Source organism: Streptomyces aculeolatus (assembly GCF_020400605.1).
Lineage (GTDB): Bacteria > Actinomycetota > Actinomycetes > Streptomycetales > Streptomycetaceae > Streptomyces > Streptomyces aculeolatus.
The window spans coordinates 25922-41312 of sequence record NZ_JAINRD010000031.1 but is presented as its reverse complement, the minus strand read 5'-3'; the positions used below and the strand labels follow the sequence as shown (position 1 = coordinate 41312).

Annotated in this window: 16 protein-coding genes; 9 read left to right on the top strand and 7 right to left on the bottom strand. The window is 73.2% G+C overall.

Going from position 1 to position 15391, the window contains the following annotated elements; all coding sequences use genetic code 11:
* Positions 1–132: 132 nt before the first annotated feature.
* Positions 133–1551, top strand: a complete 1419-nt coding sequence (locus LG396_RS34895; protein WP_225797802.1) for a WD40 repeat domain-containing protein — start codon at positions 133–135, stop codon at positions 1549–1551.
* 28 nt (positions 1552–1579) lie between these two features.
* Here the strand turns inward: LG396_RS34895 and LG396_RS34890 are convergent, their stop codons facing one another.
* A complete protein-coding gene (locus LG396_RS34890; RefSeq protein ID WP_018839264.1) occupies positions 1580–2128 on the bottom strand; it encodes a PH domain-containing protein in 549 nt (182 codons plus the stop codon).
* 18 nt (positions 2129–2146) lie between these two features.
* Here LG396_RS34890 and LG396_RS34885 point away from each other — a divergent pair, with 18 nt between their 5' ends.
* Complete coding sequence (locus LG396_RS34885) at positions 2147–2992, top strand: sterol carrier family protein (protein WP_225797801.1); 846 nt, start codon at positions 2147–2149, stop codon at positions 2990–2992.
* A 129-nt stretch (positions 2993–3121) separates the two neighbouring features.
* On the opposite strand, the gene LG396_RS34880 is transcribed toward LG396_RS34885, so the two are convergent.
* From LG396_RS34880 to LG396_RS34870, 3 genes are read right to left on the bottom strand one after another with little or no spacing between them, the layout of a single operon-like run.
* Positions 3122–4417: a hypothetical protein gene (locus LG396_RS34880; protein ID WP_225797800.1), complete on the bottom strand. Its 1296-nt coding sequence runs from the start codon at positions 4415–4417 to the stop codon at positions 3122–3124.
* Complete coding sequence (locus LG396_RS34875; RefSeq protein ID WP_225797799.1) at positions 4404–5822, bottom strand: hypothetical protein; 1419 nt, start codon at positions 5820–5822, stop codon at positions 4404–4406. The genes LG396_RS34880 and LG396_RS34875 overlap by 14 nt, the downstream gene beginning before the upstream one ends.
* Positions 5822–6556, bottom strand: a complete 735-nt coding sequence (locus LG396_RS34870; protein WP_225797798.1) for a hypothetical protein — start codon at positions 6554–6556, stop codon at positions 5822–5824. The genes LG396_RS34875 and LG396_RS34870 overlap by 1 nt, the downstream gene beginning before the upstream one ends.
* 160 nt (positions 6557–6716) lie before the next feature.
* Between LG396_RS34870 and LG396_RS34865 the strand changes: the two genes are divergently transcribed.
* Positions 6717–7268: a YciI family protein gene (locus LG396_RS34865; protein ID WP_225797797.1), complete on the top strand. Its 552-nt coding sequence runs from the start codon at positions 6717–6719 to the stop codon at positions 7266–7268.
* A 47-nt stretch (positions 7269–7315) separates the two neighbouring features.
* On the opposite strand, the gene LG396_RS34860 is transcribed toward LG396_RS34865, so the two are convergent.
* A complete protein-coding gene (locus tag LG396_RS34860; RefSeq protein ID WP_225797796.1) occupies positions 7316–7768 on the bottom strand; it encodes a DMT family transporter in 453 nt (150 codons plus the stop codon).
* A gap of 47 nt (positions 7769–7815) precedes the next feature.
* Entirely contained in the window at positions 7816–8136 is a 321-nt protein-coding gene (locus LG396_RS34855) for a DMT family transporter (protein ID WP_018854353.1), read from the bottom strand.
* A gap of 144 nt (positions 8137–8280) precedes the next feature.
* Between LG396_RS34855 and LG396_RS34850 the strand changes: the two genes are divergently transcribed.
* The 4 genes from LG396_RS34850 to LG396_RS34835 all read left to right on the top strand — a co-directional run bounded on the left by LG396_RS34850 (position 8281) and on the right by LG396_RS34835 (position 11928).
* Positions 8281–8640 (top strand): MerR family transcriptional regulator, encoded by a 360-nt coding sequence (locus tag LG396_RS34850; protein WP_018844532.1) that lies wholly within the window; start codon positions 8281–8283, stop codon positions 8638–8640.
* A 111-nt stretch (positions 8641–8751) separates the two neighbouring features.
* Entirely contained in the window at positions 8752–9519 is a 768-nt protein-coding gene (locus tag LG396_RS34845; protein WP_225797795.1) for an SDR family oxidoreductase, read from the top strand.
* A 40-nt stretch (positions 9520–9559) separates the two neighbouring features.
* Positions 9560–10483, top strand: coding sequence for an RNA polymerase sigma-70 factor (locus LG396_RS34840; protein ID WP_225797794.1), 924 nt, complete (start codon positions 9560–9562; stop codon positions 10481–10483).
* A gap of 194 nt (positions 10484–10677) precedes the next feature.
* Positions 10678–11928, top strand: a complete 1251-nt coding sequence (locus tag LG396_RS34835) for an NsdA family TPR-like regulatory protein (RefSeq protein ID WP_225797793.1) — start codon at positions 10678–10680, stop codon at positions 11926–11928.
* Positions 11929–11975: 47 nt separating this feature from the next.
* Here LG396_RS34835 and LG396_RS34830 read toward each other — a convergent pair whose 3' ends face one another.
* On the bottom strand, positions 11976–12326 hold the full coding sequence (locus LG396_RS34830; protein WP_225797792.1) for a YdhR family protein: 351 nt from the start codon (positions 12324–12326) through the stop codon (positions 11976–11978).
* Between the two features lie 219 nt (positions 12327–12545).
* On the opposite strand from LG396_RS34830, the gene purF reads away from it, so the two are divergent.
* Positions 12546–14063, top strand: a complete 1518-nt coding sequence (gene purF, locus LG396_RS34825; protein WP_225797791.1) for an amidophosphoribosyltransferase — start codon at positions 12546–12548, stop codon at positions 14061–14063.
* Positions 14064–14137: 74 nt separating this feature from the next.
* Entirely contained in the window at positions 14138–15223 is a 1086-nt protein-coding gene (purM, locus tag LG396_RS34820) for a phosphoribosylformylglycinamidine cyclo-ligase (RefSeq protein ID WP_037743747.1), read from the top strand.
* Positions 15224–15391 lie beyond the last annotated feature (168 nt).

The following is a 15391-nucleotide window of genomic DNA, read 5'->3' as shown; positions in this document are numbered from 1 at the left end:
TCGTCATGGTGCCGCTGTCCGGCCGCCGTGCAGCGGCGGTTGTCAGTGGTGGGTGTGATCCTTGCTTCTCCGGCCCCGCGCAGGTGTACGCGCCGGGGCCGCGGAACCGCACGGACACCGAGGAGAGGCGCCATGACCGACTTGTACGGGGTGAGGGTGTTAGCGGTCGACCCGCCGCGGCGCCGTATCCGGCTGCGCTCCACCGTCGTCTACTACGACAGCGGCTCGCACGCCCCGCTGACCGACGACGCCAGCTTCTTCCTCCGTGTCCTGGGGGAGAGCGCGGACGGTGCCCCGCTGGGTGACGCGGTCACCCAGGACCAGCGCCTCGACGAGGTCTGGGTGGACGCCAACACCCGGTGGTTCGTCGAGAGCGTGGAGCGCGTCGCCACGCGGCACTTCCCCCTCACGGACGAGGAGGTCGACGAGCTGCTGGACGACGAGGACCGCCTCGGCTTCCCCTGGGAGGAAGGTCTCCGGTTCGACGAGATGGCGCCGGAGGCCGCCGCCGACCTCGTCCTCAGCGAGGAGACGAACGTCGGCGCCGACTACGACGTCGTGGTCACCGACCCGCGGTGGATCGAGCACCTGACGGCCGGCGACTGGTGGCGGACGGCGGCGTACCCCACGCACGCCGACCGGCCGCTCGCCGGCGAGGCCCCCGCGATACCCGATCTGCGCCGCCCCGCGGCCGTCCTGAAGCCCTTCGGCGGGGACGACGAGCCCCGCCACCTGGCGTTCTCCGACGACGGCCGCCATCTCGCCGTCACCAGCGAGGAAGGCGAGCTGGTGGTGTACGACACCGGCGGATGGCGTGAATGCCTCCGCGCCCACCCCGACGGCTACCTTTCCCCGTGGCTGATGTGGGTGCCCGGCGAGCCGGTGGTCACGCTCCGCCACCACGAGGAACTGCGCCCGCAGTTGGCGTACGACGCGGTGCGGGGCACGCCGGCCGAGGCGCCGCCGCAGGCGGGGAGGCTGCGCTCGGCCACCGGCCGGTACCGCACGGAGTGGGTGCCCGGTCCCGCCGTCGGCCTGCTCTCTCCGACCGGGGAGGCCGGAGCGGTCGCGTTGGACCGGAGCGGGCAGGAAGGCGACGGCGGCACGGGGACGGTGGACACGGTGGATCCTGATCCGTACGACGCGGTCGCGTTCACCGCGGACGAGTCGAGGATGTTCGTCGCCATGGGCGCGCGGGTGTACGTGACCGATCCGGCGGACGGCCGCGTCCTGGACGTGATCGAGAACGGCGACCTCACGGTCCGGGCCCTGACCGTGAGCCCCGGCGGCGACCATCTGGCGATATCGGGGGAGTCGCCGGGGAAGCTGGAGGTGCTGGTCCAGCGGGTCGCTGACCACCGCATCGTCACGCGGCACGCCATCGGCCGGGGCTGGTACCCGTTGCAGACGTACGAGTTGGCGTGGTCGCCCGACGGCCGCTGGCTGGCGGCAAGCCTGCGGTCGGTGGAGGTGCGGAGCGACTGGGAGGCGAAGGGCGGGGAGACCCACGTCTTCGGTGTGGGCCTCCCCACGGAACGGGCAGCCCCGTGAGGCGTCCCGCGGCGCTACGGGGGCGGGGTCAGCGCGCGGGCTCCGCCCCGCCGCCGAGGGCGTCCACGGCCCGGTAGATCTCGGCCTTCAGCCCTTCCGGGTCGGGTACGTGCCGCAGCGTCATCACGCCCTGCTCGGACGCGGACTGCACGTTGAGGGTCCCGTAGCGCATGATCCGCTCCCACAGGTTCGCGCGGAACGACACGTCGTTGACGCGCGACAGGGGGATGCTGCGGCCGGACTTGGACAGGAAGCCGCTGCGCTTGTGCAGCCGCTTGGTGGTGAGGATGTACATGGTGCTGCGCCACTGCAGCAGTGGGATGAGCCAGAAGTAGCAGGCGAAGATCGCCCCCACCGCCAGCACCCCGAAGCTCGTGTACTTCCCCCAGTCCTCGTCCGTCGGCAGCCACCACACGAGCACTCCCGCTGCCACCGCGATGACGCACAGCGCGAGGAACTCGTTGACCAGCGTGGTCCAGTGCTGGCGGGTCACGTACACCAGCGACTCGTCTTCTGCGAGGTAGCGGTCGGCGATAGGCATGCGCGCATGGTGGCACACGACCGCGTTGTCACACATCGGTCGTACGCTCCTGTCATGCCGACCGCCAAGCGCAGCGGCGCCCGCAGGGCGCGTACGTACGATCCGGGCAGGACGTGGACCGCGCTCACGGAGCAGGTGCGCGCGCTGGCCGCTGCGGCGCGCGAGCTGGACGAGCGCCGGCTCGCGCTGCCGTCGGGGCTGCCGGGCTGGGACGTACGGCTGCTGCTGGCCCATGTCGTCGACCAGATCGAGGCGACGCCGCGGCTCCTCGCCGAGCACCCGCCGGCGGCGGGCGCCGGCAGCCGCGCGGTGGACCTGTCGGCGTGGGCGGTGTCGACGGCCGGCATCGCCGACAGGCTGGACGACCGCACCCGCCGCGAGGCCGACCGCGTCGCCGCGGAGTACGGGGAGGGCCCGGCGGCCCTCGCCTCGGCACTCGACGCGGCGGCGGCGCGGCTGGCGGCGGTGGCAGCGGAGGCCGTACGGACCGACCGCCTGCTGCCGCACCACTCCGGCGCGATGACGGCGCTGGACATGACCGTCACCCGCCTCGTCGAACTCGTCGTGCACAGCGACGACCTCAACCGCGCCGCCGGGCTCGGCATCCCCCTGGACCGGGGCGCGCTGGCCGCCGCGGTCCGCGTCCTGGCCGACGCCCTGGCGGTGAAGGCCCCGGGCGCGGCGGTGGAGGTGCGCATCCCGCCGTACGCGGCGATCCAGTGCATCGAGGGCCCGCGCCACACCCGGGGCACGCCGCCGAACGTGGTGGAGACGGACCCGCTGACCTGGCTGCGGCTGGCGGCGGGGCGTACGGACTGGGGGACGGCGCTGGCGGAGGGCGCGGTGGCGGCGAGCGGCGAACGGGCGGACCTGACGGCGGTGCTCCCGGTCCTGGCGTGACGGCGCGCGGCGCGACGGCCCGCGGCGCGCCGCCGAGCGGTACGACGGCGCGTGGCGCGGGAGGCGTCCGGTGCCGGTGGCGCGAGGTACCGGGAGCGTCCCCGGCGGTGCCCCGGCCGGTGGCGGGTGTCAGGACTCCACGGCGCGGGTGAAGTCGCCGCGGGCCACTCGTGCCGCCAGGGGGTCGCCGGCCAGCGAGCCGTACCCGGTGGCGGCCCACAGGCTGCGCTCCGCGGGGACCTCGAAGTACGGCAGGTCGCGGCCGTCCACCCGCTCGGTCAGCACCTCCGGGGCGCGGCGGGCCTGGACCGCGGCGGCACACGCGGCGCAGGCCGAGACGCGGAGGTGGTCGCGGCGGCCGAGGGGACGCCACTTGAGGCGGCGGGCGCCGCGGCCGTGCAGGGGGTTGAAGAAGCACAGCGGCAGGGCGGTCCGCGAGCCCTGGAGCGCGTCGCGGCCTTCGAGGACCAGCGCCAGGACACCTGCCAGGTCGGCGCGGCCCCGGGCGCCGTCGAGCACGGTCCCCGCGGCGGCGTACGCGTCCAGAGCGTGCTGGAGGCCGACCGGGTCGGCGCCGTGCGGATGGGCCCGTGCCGCCTCCCCGAGGGCGATGACCTCGCCCTCCGCGCGGCGGCGCAGATCCGCCTCGTCGGCAGCCGCGGCGGCGGCGAACACCGCCCGGGGGAAGGTGAACGGAGCCGGACTCCCGCCCTCCCGGCGCCGGCGCACCAGTAGCAGGGCGGCGAGCGCGGTCAGCGCGACCGCGGCGGCGGCGATCAGGGCGACGGTGCCGGCGCCGACGCCCCCACCGTCGCGGGAGCCGCTCGCTTCGCCGTCTTCCGGTGCCGGGGCGGCCGGGGCGGTGGTGGGCGTGCCGCTCGGCGTCGGGGTGCGCAGGTCGGCGGTGGCCTCTTCGTAGACCTCCTCCCCGTTGCCCGCGGCGACGATCTCGACGGCCCTGGCCAGCCGGGTGCCGAGACCGGCGTCGCTCATCTCGTCGAGGTGGAAGACGGCGGCCGCGGCCGGGCCCGCCTGGTGCCTGCCGTGCGGCCACTCCCAGCCCTCCACCACGTCCGTGGTGTCGCTGTTGGTGAGGATGACGGCGTCCTGGCCCAGCCGGTCGTGCACCGCGCCGGCGAGCTGCTTGGCGTCGCCGCCGAACGCGTCGCCCGTCGTGAGGGGCACCACCACGACGTACAGCGGCAGCCCGGTCTCGTCGATCTGCGCGACCAGCTCCCGCTGCCGGTCCGGCGGCAGCGCGGTCCCGTACCCGTCGTCCACATACACCGGCGACTGCCGCAGCGCGTCGGCGATCTGCTCCGCGGCGCTGGGCTGCGCGGCGGCGGAGCCCGAGCCGAGCAGCACCGTGACGGCCCCGGCGAGCAGGGCGACGAACAGGCGTCTGGCAGTGTCAGTGCGGCACACCGGCGTACTCCCGGACCTGGCGGATGAGTTCGGTGATCCCGGTCGCGGCGGCGGACAGCGGTCCGGGAACGGAGTCGTACGGGACGGGCCCGTGGGCGGTCGGCAACTGCAGCAGCATCCCGTGCGGCGGGACGGCGGAATGCCGGCAGCCGGCGCAGAACGGCAGGGGTCCTGGCCCGGCGGCCTCGGGCCCGTGGAGCGGGTTGGTCGTGCAGCAGCGGTAGTCGGCGGCGGCGTGCGGGGTGCCGCCGAGCGCCGCGTGCCCGGCGCGGGCGAGCACCAGGGCGCAGACGAGGGCCGCCGGGTCGGCGTCGCGGTCGACGTGGCCGTCCTGCCGCCCGTCCACCGCGAGCAGCGCGGCGTCGAGGCAGTCCGCGGCCCGGACGACGGCGGGCCCCAGAGGGCCGCCGGGTGCACCGGGCCCGCCGGTCCCGCCTGGTTCGGCGAAGCCGGGACCGTCCGCCACGGCCGCGTACCGCCGGGCGAGCGAGCGCAGCGCGTCCTGCGCGGCCAGGTGCAGGTCCGCCCGCCCCGGCGCGCGGAAGTCGGCCGCACCGGGTACCGCCAACGGCGCTGCCCCCGCCGGCTTCGCCGACAGCTGGGCGGGCAGCGGCGCCCACATCGCGGTGCGGCGCCGCCGCCGCACCCGCAGCGGCGTGAACGCCGCTACCACCAGGCCGAACAGCGCCGACGCCAGGACGGCCCCGACGGCCAGACCGGGCCCGAAGTCCGCGCCGAACACCGACGGCAGCGGCTCCGGCTCGTACTCCTCCTCGTCGTCCTCCGGGAGCTGGTACGGCGGCTCTCCGGGCGTGCTGTTCCGGGGGGCTTCCTCCAGCAGGGTCATCAGCGTGCCGAGCCGCTCGGGGAGCCGCAGGTCGTCGGAGTCCACGTCGGCTCTCAGCACCCGGCGGGGCAGCTCGAATTCGAGGTAGTCGCTGTCCAGCAGCGTGGCGTAGTTGGCGACCTCGATGTCGCCGACGTACGGATCGGCGACGACGTAGACGCCATCGCGGCCGACCCGCTCGTGCAGCCGCCGCAGCAGCTCCAGGGAGTCGCCGCCGGACTCGTCCTCCCGCTGCATCGGCACGATCGCGAGGTAGACGTCGTGGTCGAAGCCCCGGACCCGGTCGAGCAGCTCGCGGTGCTCCGCGGCGTCCAGCGCCCGCTCGCTCTCCGGATCGTCGTAGACCGGCTCCTCGGCGAGCGCCTCCCCGACCCGCTCCACGCGCAGCCGCAGATCGGCCTTGCTCGGTACGTGCGCCGCGGACGGTCCGGGTGCGGGCGCGGTGCCGGCCGACGGCGTGGAGCCGCCCCCGAACCGCTGCCCGGCGACGACCGCGACCAGCACCGCGACCAGGACGGCGGCGAGGATCTCCGGCCGCCCGCGCAGCCACGCCCACATCAGCGCCGCTCCCGTCCGCCGGCGTACGGAACCCGCCGCAGCCGCCGGACGTAGGCGGCGATGAGGAGGATGAACAGCGGCAGACCGGCCAGCGAGATCCCGGTGAGGAAGCTCTGGTTCTTCCGGTCGGTGACCGACACGTCCTCGGTGTCGTCGCTCTCCGGCTCCTCCGGGGCCCGGTGGAGCGGCTCCGGCCTGGCGGTCGGCGACTGCCCGTCGGGCCCGCCGCCGTACTTCTCGCGCGCGGCCTGTGCCCGCTCGGCGACGTCGTCGGAGGTCAGCGCCTCGACGAAGAGAGTGAAGGACTCGATGGGCCAGGCGTCGAAAGGCATTTCGTACGTGACCACCGACTTTGCGTCCTGCACGGGCACGTCCACCCCGTACGACGTGGCGTCGATCCAGGACATACCGGCGTCGACCAGCACATACAGCCCGTCCTCACCGAGCCGGTCGTGCACAGCGGCGAGCAACTGCTCGACGAACGCGGGCGCGTTCGGCAGCACGAGGACGTACGTCGGCACACCGGTCCGCTCGGCCGCCTTCGCGAACTCCCCCGCCGCCGAGCGGGGGACGGCGAGGGGTACCTGGTCCGAGACGTAGACGGGATCCTCACGCAGCCGCTCGGCGAGATAACCGGCCTGCGTCTCCCCGCCGTCGGCGGCGGCCGGCCCGGCAGCGAGCCCCAGCACCAGCGCGGCCACGATCCCGGCGAACCCACCCCTGCGGCGCCGCACAACCTCGCCCCCTCCCGGCGAACCGGTGCCCGACTTTACCCGGCGACTCCGACACCCGCGACGGTGCGGTCACGGACAGCGACGTGCTGCCGCGTGCGCGTGGTGCGCGGGGCAGGGGCGCCTCAGTTGCGCTACCGGGTCAGCAGGTAAGACTGGCGGAATGGAGTTCTTCTGTTACCACCGCGACCGGCCCCGTTCTCTGGCGCTCCGTTACCAACTGCTGGAGGAGCACTGGTCCTACATGGACGGGTACGCGGCGGAGATGATCGCCCGTGGCCCCACCATGGCCGGCGACGGCGAAACCCCCACCGGCAGCGTGCACATCCTCGACCTGCCGGACGCGGCCGCCGCCCGCGCGTTCGCCTTCGACGAGCCCGGCTACCAGGCGGGCGCGTACCGCGACGTGCTGCTGCGCCGCTGGCGCAACCTGCTGGGGCGCACGATGTGGGACTTCCCCGGCGGCCGCGAGGACGGCAACCGCTACCTCGTCCTGGGCCTCGGCGAGGGCCCGGGGGCCGACCTCGACCTGCCGCCCGGCCGGGACGAGTTGGTCGCGTACGGCCCGCTGCTGTCGGACGACGGGACGGCCTGGCTGGGCACGGCGGCGCTGGTACGGGCTCCGGACGCGGACGCGGCGCGGGGGGTGCTGACGGCGGGCGCGTACGCGGCGGTGGAGGTGCACGACTGGTACTTCGGCGGCCGGCCGGCCTGATTCCGCCGGCCGGCCGCCTGTCGCCTGCTGCCTGCCGCACCGCGGCCTCACGGGTGGGCGGGGTGCGCGGCCCGGTCGGAGTCATCGGGGCGTTCCGGGCGGTCGGCGAGCTTGAGCCAGACGACGCCCGCGATGATCACGGCGAGCCAGAGTGCCTTGGCGGCGCTGAGGGTCTCGTCGAAGACGACGGGGCTGAGCAGGGCGGCCCCGACGGCCCCGATCCCCGCCCACACGGCGTACCCGATGCCCACGTCTATCGTGCGCAGGGCGACGCTCAGCGCGTAGAGCGTCAGTAGGAAGAAGACGACCGCGACGAGTGACCACGAGAGCACGGTGAATCCTTCGCTGCCGCCCACGGCGAGGGCGTAGCCGACCTCGAAGGCGCCGGCGAGGAGGAGGACGAGCCAGGCGCGTGCGCGGTCGCTCGGGGCGGCGACGTCCTGGCGTTCGGCGGTGGTGGCGGAAGCGGGGGCGGTGGCGGTGGCGGTGTCGACGGACATGCGGGTTCCTTTCCGATACGTCGTACGGGGGCTGCCGGACCGGGCGCTCACGCCGCGCCGCTGAGCTGGAGGCCGACGACTCCGGCGATGACCGCGGCGATGCCGAGCAGCTTGCGCCACCCCAGGCGCTGGCCGAAGAGGCCGGCGCCGAGGACGACGATCCCGACGCCGGCCACGGAGGTCCACAGGGCGTAGCCGACGCCGACGTCGAAGGTCAGCAGCGCCCGGCTGAGGAGGTAGGTGGCGACGCCGCCGCTGACCAGCGTGGCGGTCGTCCAGGCCGGCCGGGTGAAGCCCTGGGCCTTGCCGGCGGACAGGGCGACGGCGATCTCGAAGACGACGGCGAGGGCGAGATGGAGCCAGTGCATGTCGGTTGTCCTTCGTATGCTGGAGTCACGGAACGGGCGGTGGAGCCGGATCGGCGAGGCGGCTCCGGACGCCTGGATCGTGACACTTCACACCGGTGTCAACTGCAAGAACGGACGTCGGCGGACAGCCGCGAGGGAGGCCTCATGCGCATCGGTGAGCTGGGAGCCGCGGCCGGCGTCAGCACGCGCTCCCTGCGGTACTACGAGGAGAACGGCCTCATCCGCTCCGAGCGCACCCCGGGCGGGTGGCGCGACTTCGACGCCTCCATGGTCGAGCGGGTCCTCATGATCCAGCACCTGTTCGCCGCCGGACTGACCAGCGCCACCATCAACGAACTGCTCCCGTGCCTGGAGGCGCCGCCCGAGGAGCGCACGGGCGTGATGGAGCAGTTGCTCGCCCAGGAGGTCGCGCGCCTGGAGGCCAAGCGGCGCGATATCGACCGCGAACTCGACACCCTGCGGGCGCTCCGCAGCGAAACGGCCCTGGTCGGGGAGGCCCCGTAGCCGACGCGTCCGTGTGCCGCATGTCAGTGGCGGCAGGGCTGTCTCGTCCCAGGTGGTGAAGAGAGGTTCTGCGAAGGACCTCGACCCGCCACGACGGACGAGGAGACGCCCATGGGCGAGGAGAGCACGGAACGCAAGGTCGCGCTGGTCACCGGCGCGAACAAGGGGATCGGCCGCGGCGTCGCCCAGCAGCTCGCCACCCTGGGCATGACGGTCCTGGTCGGCGCCAGGGACCTGCGGCGCGGCGAGGAGGCGGCGCTCTCCCTGCGCATGGCCGGCGGCGACGCGCACGCGCTCGCGCTGGACGTCACGGACCTGGCCACCGTCCGCGCCGCCGCCGAGTGGATCGAGGAGGGCTTCGGCCGCCTCGACGTGCTGGTCAACAACGCCGGCATCACCGGCTCAGGGCAGGTCTCGCCCGCGGACGCCCACGACCAGATCCCCAGCTCCGTCGACGTGGACATGGTCCGGGCGGTCTTCGAGACCAACGTGTTCGGGGTGATCACGGTGACCAACGCGATGCTGCCCCTGCTGCGGCGGTCGCCGGCGCCCCGCGTCGTCAACGTCGCCACGCACGGTGCGTCGCTGACCCTCACCAGCGACCCGGACGGACCCTTCGCCGCGCTGCTGCCGTCCGCGGCGTACTCGCCGTCCAAGAGCGCGCTCTTGGCGCTGACCGTGCAGTACGCGAACGAGCTGCGCAAGGACGGCGTTCTCGTCAACGCCGCCGCTCCCGGCTACGTCGCCACGGACAGCAACAACCACGAGGGCTTCCTCACCGTCGCGCAGGGCGCCGCGGTCGTGGTGGACCTGGCCATGCTCGGCGCGGACGGCCCGACCGCCGGGTTCTTCAGCGCGGAGGGCCCGGTGCCGTGGTGACGGAGGATGGCCGGAGGGAACGGGGAGAGGAGGAGCCGGGATGGGGAAGGCGGAGGAGTTCGAGGAGCTGCGGCCGCTGCTGTTCTCGATCGCGTACCGGATCCTGGGCAGCGTGAGCGAGGCCGAGGACGCGGTCCAGGAGTCCTGGATGCGCTACCAGGCCACCACCACGCGGCCCGCGTCGGCGAAGGCGTTCCTGTCGACCGTGGTCACGCGCCTCTCGATCGACGTGCTGCGCTCGGCCCGGGTCCGGCGCGAGGAGTACGTCGGGCCGTGGCTCCCGGAACCGCTGCTGACCGACCCGTACGAGGACCCGGCACGGGCGGCGGAGCTGGCGGACTCGCTGTCCACGGCGGCCCTGCTCCTCCTGGAGCGGCTCTCCCCGCTCGAACGCGCGGTCTTCGTGCTGCGGGAGGTGTTCGCCTTCGACTTCCCGGCCATCGCGGCGACCGTGGGCCGCTCGGAGGCGGCGTGCCACCAGCTCGCGGTACGGGCCCGCCGCCACATGGGCGCGGGCCGGGCCCGGTTCGAGGCCGACCGGAAGGACCGGGAGGAGCTTGCGGGACGGTTCTTCGACGCCTTCCGGGAGGGGGACGTGGACGCGCTGACCGAGCTGCTGGCCGCCGACGTCCAGATGATCGGCGACAGCGGCGGCAAGGCCCCCCGCTTCCAGCCCGTCATCTCCGGTGCGGAACGCGTGGCGGGGGTGCTGGCGGTGTTCGTACCGCTGGTCATCAGGGGGGCCGGGGTGGTGGAGCCACGGCAGGTGAACGGCCAGCCGGGGGCGATCCTGCGCGACCGGGAGGGCCACGTCCTCAGCACGTGGACCCTGGACGTACGCGACGGACGGCTCCAGACGATCCACACGGTGAACAACCCGGACAAGCTCAGCCACATCGGCCCCCTGGCAGACGCCTGGCAAGCCCTCAGAGAAGCCACCGCGGCACCTCCGCCCGAACATTGATCACCGCGACTCCTCCTGACGGGCAGCGGGCGGCATCCCGGCGACCTTGAACTGTGAGGCGGAGATGCGGTGCTGTTGCTCTGGTTCCGGGTCGTGCCAGTGGGTTGCCTTGTTACCGGCAGTTGCACCCGCGCTTGCCTTTCCGTCGTGCTGCTGCCGCGAATCCGCTCTGTCACGGTGCCAAGGAGACGAAAGTGGCGAACGATTCGAAGCAGACCGTCCAAGCCCGTAAGAGCAAGACCGACGAGGCTGTGACCGACTTACCCCTCAGAACACGGGGCGCAAGCCTCGATCACCGTGGCCGGATCGCCTCTGGGGACCGGACGTCGAATCCTCTCGGCGAAAGCCCACCGCGCAAACGGCGGTTCGCGCGGCGGCCCAGGTCGGTGTCCCGGGCGCGGGAGTTCGTCACCGCGAATCGGCTCTCCGGTCTCTTGTGCCCATCCCCAGACGGCTGGGCTGCCCCCGACACGGAGACCGCGGATGACGAGACCGCGGCGTGGGAGTTGGCGCGGCGCGTGAACGCCAGCGATGTGGGTGGCGAAACGCTGACGCATCTGGAGCGGACTTTCGATGATCTGGCCACGGCCTATCCGATAACGCCTCCGCAGGTCTTGTTACAGCGAGTCCGGAGGCACACTGCGTACGTCGCGCAGCTCCTGGACAAACGGGCGACCCTCGCCGAGCACCGTCGGCTCCTCACCGTCGGCGGCTGGCTGTCGCTGCTGGGTGCGACACTGCACGTCGACCTCGACCAGCAGGACGCGGCGACAGCGCACATGCGGACAGCCGCGGCCTTGGCGCGCGAAGCCGAGCACCGCGAGATAGAGGCGTGGTGCTACGAGACGGACGCTTGGCGCGTACTGACAGCCGGTGACTACGCCCGCGCTCTCGAACTTTCCCGCGCGGCACAGTCCTTGGCTCCGACCGGGACATCGGCGCTGGTTCAGGCGACGGCACAGGAAGGCCGCGCGCTGGCGCGGCTGGGAGAGACCCAGGACACCTACGCGGCTGTCGAGCGTGTCCAGCAGATGGCTGCCGCCATGGGGTTGTCCGATCGGCCGAAGGAACACCACTACCAGTACGACCCCGCAAAGGCCCTTGCCTACACCGCGACCACGCTTGCGTGGCTGGGGGACCGGGCTGCCGAGCCGTACGCACGCGAGGTGATCGCTCGGCTGAGCCCGTCAGCCGACGTACAGAGGTGGCCGCGCCGGGTGGCCTCGGCCAATATCGACCTCGCTCTGGTGCTCCTCGCCGACGGCCGGCTCGATGAAGCGTGCGACGCGGCTCGGCTGGCCATACTCAGCGGGCGGATCGTGCCCTCGAACCACTGGCGCGCGCTGGAGGTCGTGAATGCCGCGGAATCGCGAACGATGCCGGAAGCGGCAGACTTGCGAGAGGCGTACGAGGGGATGAAAGCGTTGCCCGCCCCGCCGGGGTGAGCACTCCGAGCGGGCAAGTCGTCCCGTGCCGTGGAGGCCGTGCAGGATCACTCGGCGCCCTCCGTGCTCTTCGAGAAGGCCAAACCCCGGAGTGCGAGTTGTTCCACCTCGAAGCGGCCTTCGACGGTGGCCTCGACGTCGAAGGACTGCGCGATCTCCGGCTGGTAGCCGATCAGTGCGGTGGCGCGGCTCGGCAGCGGCTGCTGTGCCGCCTCCTTCGACTCGAACAGGAGGGCAGCCCCCCACCTGTCGTTCTCCGAGTCGGAGAGCCACATCTTGAAGCGCAGTCCCGGTACGTCCGCGAACGCGGAGACGGATTCCTCCCGCAGGTAGCGGCGCAAGGACTCGATGGTCTGGCCGGAGGCCGACAGGTCCCACCAGACGATGACAGCGTGCACAGCGTTATTCCTCCCGCGGTTCCGGCCCGGGCGGCCGGCGCACGGAATCGTGCCTCCACCCGGTCGGCCCGGCAGTGACGAGCCTCACGTTCCGTACCGGCTGTGCGCCGCCGAGCCGCCCGATACCCGCGCTGGGGCCGTGGAAGAGGGGGTCGGGGCCGTCGTGGGGGTGGTCACCTCGCTCGGCGGGTTCGGATCCAGACGGGTTACAGTGTCTTTGTGCGTGGTGACGGACGACTCAGCCACGACCTGCTTCCCGGAGAGAAGGGCCCCCAGGACGCCTGCGGCGTCTTCGGCGTCTGGGCCCCGGGCGAGGAGGTCGCCAAGCTCACCTACTTCGGACTGTATGCACTGCAGCACCGGGGACAGGAGTCCGCGGGCATCGCGGTGAGCAACGGTTCTCAGATCCTCGTCTTCAAGGACATGGGCCTGGTCTCGCAGGTCTTCGACGAAACCTCTCTCGGCTCCCTCCAGGGCCACATCGCCGTGGGCCATGCCCGCTACTCGACCACCGGTGCGTCCGTGTGGGAGAACGCGCAGCCCACCTTCCGGGCCACCCCCCACGGGTCGCTCGCGCTCGGCCACAACGGCAACCTCGTCAACACCGCCGAGCTGTCCGAGATGGTCGCCGCGCTGCCGCCCGACGGCGCGTCGCGCAGCGGCAGGGCGCCGGCGACCAACGACACCGATCTCGTGACCGCGCTGCTCGCCGGCCAGGTGGACGACGACGGCAAGCCGCTGACCGTGGAGGAGGCGGCGCCGCTGGTGCTGCCGCGGGCCAAGGGCGCGTTCAGCCTCGTCTTCATGGACGAGCAGACGCTCTACGCGGCGCGCGACCCCCAGGGCATCCGCCCGCTCGTGCTCGGCCGGCTGGACCGCGGCTGGGTGGTGGCGTCGGAGAGCGCCGGGCTCGACATCGTCGGCGCCAGCTTCATACGCGAGGTGGAGCCCGGCGAGCTGATCGCGATCGACGAGAACGGCCTGCGCGCCAGCCGCTTTGCCGAGGCAAAGCCCAAGGGGTGTGTCTTCGAGTACGTCTACCTGGCCCGGCCCGACACCGAGATCGCCGGCCGGAACGTGTACCTCGCCCGCGTCGAGATGGGCCGCCAGCTCGCCGCGGAAGCCCCCGCCGAGGCCGACCTCGTGATACCCACACCCGAGTCCGGCACCCCCGCCGCCATCGGGTACGCGGAGGCCAGCGGCATCCCGTACGGGGCCGGGCTGGTCAAGAACAGCTACGTGGGCCGGACCTTCATCCAGCCCTCCCAGACCATCCGCCAGCTCGGCATCCGGTTGAAGCTGAACCCTCTCAAGGAGGTCATCGGCGGCAAGCGCCTCGTGGTCGTGGACGACTCCATCGTCCGCGGCAACACACAGCGCGCGCTGGTACGGATGCTCCGCGAGGCCGGCGCCGCCGAGGTGCACGTGCGCATCTCCTCGCCGCCGATCAAGTGGCCGTGCTTCTTCGGCATCGACTTCGCCACCCGCGCCGAGCTGATCGCCAACGGCATGTCGGTCGACGAGATCTGCCAGTCGCTGGGCGCGGACTCGCTCGCGTACATCTCCACCGACCGCATGATCGAGGCCACCGGCATCCCCAAGAACGACCTCTGCCGCGCCTGCTTCGACGGCGAGTACCCGATGGAGCTGCCCGACCCGGAGCTGCTGGGCAAGAATCTGCTGGAGACAGAGATCGTCGGCGGGCGCGACGCCGCCGACGCCCTGCGCCGCCCGTAGCGCGGACGCCCAGGCCCCTTTACGCCCCATCCCACCCCAGACCCCAGGTGAACGACCCGGAGGACCCCAACGCCATGTCCGGTGCCAGCCAGCCCCCCGCCCCCGCCGCCTCCTACGCGGCGGCGGGCGTCGACATCGAGGCCGGTGACCGCGCCGTCGAGCTGATGAAGGAGTGGGTGAAGAAGACCCGGCGCCCGGAGTCGGTCGGCGCGCTCGGCGGCTTCGCCGGCCTCTTCGACGCCTCCGTGCTCAAGCGCTACGAGCGCCCCCTGCTCGCCTCCGCGACGGACGGCGTCGGGACGAAGGTCGCGGTCGCGCAGCGCATGGACGTGCACGACACGATCGGGCACGACCTGGTCGCCATGGTCGTGGACGACCTGGTCGTCACGGGCGCGGAGCCGCTGTTCATGACGGACTACATCTGCGTCGGCAAGGTGGTCCCGGAGCGGGTCGCGGCGATCGTCAAGGGCATCGCCGAGGGCTGCGTGCTGGCCGGCTGCGCGCTGGTCGGCGGCGAGACGGCGGAGCACCCCGGGCTGCTGGGCCCGGACGAGTACGACGTGGCCGGCGCCGGCACGGGCGTGGTGGAGGCGGACGCGGTGCTGGGCGCCGATCGCATCCGTACGGGGGACGCGGTCGTCGCGATGGCCTCCTCGGGCCTTCACTCCAACGGGTACTCGCTGGTACGGCACGTCCTGCTGGACCGCGCCGGCTGGGCGCTGGACCGGGCGGTGCCGGAGTTCGGCCGCACGCTCGGCGAGGAGCTGCTGGAGCCGACGAAGATCTACTCGCTGGACTGCCTCGCGCTGCTGCGGGCCACCGAGGTGCACGCCTTCTCGCACGTCACGGGCGGCGGCCTCGCCAGCAACCTGGCCCGGGTCGTGCCGGACGGGCTGCGCGCGGTCGTCGACCGTACGACGTGGGCGCCGGGCGCCGTCTTCGACGTGGTCGGGGAGGTGGGCCGGGTCGAGCGGGCGGAGCTGGAGCGGACGCTGAACATGGGTGTCGGCATGGTCGCCGTCGTGCCGCAGGCGTCGGTTGACGTCACGCTGGCGCTGCTCGCGGACCGCGGGGTCGACGCTTGGGTCGCCGGCGAGGTCCGCGGTCAGGACGGGGCGGGGGCGGGTGATGTCGAGCTTACGGGCGACTACGCCCGCTGAGTCCGCTGCCGGCGGCCCGTACGGCCGCATGTGCGCCGGGAGGCGCGGAGGCGGCGGCTACGGCCTCCGCGGTGGCGGGGGTGCGTGCCGGTGCGCCTACGGGCCCGTACGCCGCCGGCCGCCTGCGGCCGGCCACCGGTTCCCGGCAGCAAAATCGGCAGCAAAAAG